The following is a 3,033-nucleotide window of genomic DNA, read 5'->3' on the forward strand; positions in this document are numbered from 1 at the left end:
GGTTCCGCACACAGCCCCTCCCCATGAGCGACTGCATCAAGACAGGGTAATTATCTCCACATCATAATACTCCCTAAAGGGAAACCCTTGAAAGCAAGGAATCCCAGTGATTGAATCTGGCTATAAATGGGGATCACGAGGGGGGCCATGGGCTCTGCTGCGCCCAAGGCGAAGGCAAAGTTACTTGACTTTTTGGTAATCAACCAGGATAAGGTTGGCTCTACCAGCTTACCTAAATTTAAGTATAATTTAATACTTTTTTTTGTGGTAGATTAAAATTGCTAAACTATAAGATAATAATTAATTATCTAGCATTTTTCAACCAAGTGATAAATGCTATAATACAAACAAAGAAAACAGTATCATGACCACCCATGATCCTATGATCAGATTAGGTTTGATTCCAACACGTTTATTACCACCTTCTCAAGGGACTTAATAAGCGCCCATGTCAAGTTTTATCAAGTCAATAACGCTAGAGAGTCCCTCTTTAGTTTTCAAATTCGTAAACACAAAGGGTTTATCTCCTCGCATCTTTTTAGCATCCCGTTCCATCACCCCCAAATCTGCTCCCACCTGGGGTGCCAGATCAATTTTGTTAATCACCAGCAAGTCAGACTTGGTGATTCCTGGTCCTCCTTTACGAGGAATCTTATCCCCAGCAGCGACATCAATAACGTAGATAGTGAAATCTACTAGTTCTGGACTGAAGGTTGCTGCTAGGTTATCCCCTCCACTTTCTAGGAACACCAAGTGTAAATCAGTAAACCGATTTTCCAACTGTTCAATGGCTGCCAAGTTCATGGAGGCATCTTCCCGAATGGCAGTATGGGGACAACCCCCCGTTTCCACACCCAGAATGCGATCGCTTTCTAGAGCCTGACTCCTAACTAAAAACTGGGCATCTTCCTGAGTATATATATCATTGGTGACCACAGCGATTTGATAAGAGTCTCGCAGCGCTTTACACAATGCATCTAATAGAGCAGTTTTCCCTGAACCAACTGGACCAGCAATACCAACACGAAAAGTACTCATGTTAACTAACTTAGAGTTAATTTTAATAGTGTAGTTTATTTATGATCATTAGCCATAAAAAAATTGTTAATTGCTACAAATTAACAATTAACAAATGGCAATTGGTAAGTTTAGATTTTTATTATAGCGTTTTCTAGTGACGATTAATGAGTCAAGGCACCGACTTGCTGTAAATCCAAAAGAAAAATTTTCTGAGTAGATGCTTCGTTTGATATAACAGCTACATGAGATATCATCTCCAAAACACTGGACTGACGGTAAGACTTCGGGATAGGTCGCATCATGTCTTGGGGTAACTCCACCAAATTGGGCAGATCATCGACAAAAATTCCCCAAAGTTCGGAGTCCCTAGGACGAATAATCACTAAGAACCTTTGGTTAGGGCTTAGGTGAGGTAAACTACCACCCCCCAACTGCTGATGTAAATCCCAAATTTTAATGGTATGCTTGCCTAGCTGAACTAATCCCATAGTTTTCATCTCCCGGCTAATTTCATTGGTAAAATTTACCACTTTCAGGACATCCATAATCGGGAGACATAGGGAATAGTCAGCAATCTGAAAAACCATGAACTTTTCTAGGTTTGAATTATTGTATAACATCGCCTTTATTTAACCTTATTAAAGCTATTAATATTTATGAAAAGGTAAACTTTTATTTTTTAATAATTTGTTAGGCTGAAAAAAAATTACGTATTAATGATAAATTACTAATTAAAAATTACCAAATCATTCCAGGATATAGGGTTGAATATACTGTTGATAATACTTATGCAGTATAGTCTTTATTCCCCCTAATCCCTACTCCCTACTCCCTACTCCCTTATTAAGGATTAAATGGGCTCAACAACATCGGTTACTGTTGTCAACAATTTGTGTTCCAAATAGGGTTTAGTGATATAAGCCTTTGCCCCCAACTGTGCAGCAATCAAGCGGTGTTTATCGTTACTGCGGGAGGTGAGGATAACGACAGGAATATCTACCAAAGCTGGATCTTGCTGACAGTGTTTGAGAAATTCAAACCCATTCATGCGAGGCATCTCAATATCACAAATCACTAACTGTATGTCTGTCTGATGCTCTAGTTGCTCAATCCCTTCATAACCATCCTGGGCTTGAAACACGTGATAGCCATTCTTGTCTAAGGTCATGGCTAGAGTTTGGCGCAGGGTGATCGAGTCATCTACGACGAGTACCTTTGGCTTATGTCTGACCCAGAACGGTTCAACCGTTGAAGGTGGAAGCTGCTTTTGCGAAAGGGTTTCTATCGGTTTGGTGGCTTGATCTGGGCTTAAACTTTTAACCTTCAATGTGCTAGCCTGTAACCTTTGACTGCCATCGGTCTGTTGGTCAGATAGGTACTGGATCAATTCAGTCCCATCGAGCACCAGTGTCAACCGACCATCGGCGAGAATACTGCCCCCATAGACATAGGGGGGTGGCACAATCATTGTGCCCAAAGGACGAATCACCAACTCCTGGTCTCCAAGCAGTTGGTCTACCTCCAGACCGACAAGCTGATCCTGGTAATTGATAAGAATGATTGGTCTGATCGTCTCTTTAGGAACAACAGGCTGATGGGGATGGGTTACCGAGAATGGAGAAACCACAGAGGAATAATCTAGGACTTGCCCAAGTTGGTAAACTTTAACCAGTTGCTGATCACTGCCGGTACCCAAGTAGAGGACAAGACCATCTTCCCAACTTCGGAGCTGGTTTTCCTGAGGAATGATAATTTGCGAAACTTGATCAGTGATCAAACCATAAACTTGGCTCCCAGCCTGACACAGGAGTAATTTATCTATGGTTAAACTCAGGGGAATTTGTAGTCTAAATCTGGTGCCTTGGTGGGGAGAAGAATCAACTATTACCGAACCCCTCAGAGCTTTGACCTGGTTTAGGACAACATCAAGACCAACACCACGTCCAGAGAGGTTATTCACCCCAGAGACAGTGGAAAAGCCTGGTTCAAACAACAAATTCCTCAGCTGAGCCT

Annotated in this window: 3 protein-coding genes; all 3 read right to left on the reverse strand. The window is 41.7% G+C overall.

The genetic code is table 11. The features are described from left to right. Window positions 1–435: 435 nt before the first annotated feature. Window positions 436–1,038 (reverse strand): urease accessory protein UreG, encoded by a 603-nt coding sequence (ureG, locus tag AC4II3_RS32200; protein WP_488014161.1) that lies wholly within the window; start codon window positions 1,036–1,038, stop codon window positions 436–438. A gap of 143 nt (window positions 1,039–1,181) precedes the next feature. Next, complete coding sequence (locus AC4II3_RS32205; protein ID WP_490723030.1) at window positions 1,182–1,607, reverse strand: chemotaxis protein CheW; 426 nt, start codon at window positions 1,605–1,607, stop codon at window positions 1,182–1,184. Between the two features lie 263 nt (window positions 1,608–1,870). Further along, window positions 1,871–3,033 (reverse strand): response regulator (locus AC4II3_RS32210; RefSeq protein WP_488014165.1); only part of this gene is annotated, 1,163 nt, incomplete at its 5' end.

The organism is Moorena sp., from assembly GCF_982860115.1.

What these genes read in the sequence shown, in the direction of transcription:
- AC4II3_RS32205 (WP_490723030.1), bottom strand. Translation starts at nt 1,607, where the DNA reads ATGGTTTTTCAGATTGCTGACTATTCCCTATGTCTCCCGATTATGGAT.
- ureG (WP_488014161.1), bottom strand. Translation starts at nt 1,038, where the DNA reads ATGAGTACTTTTCGTGTTGGTATTGCTGGTCCAGTTGGTTCAGGGAAA.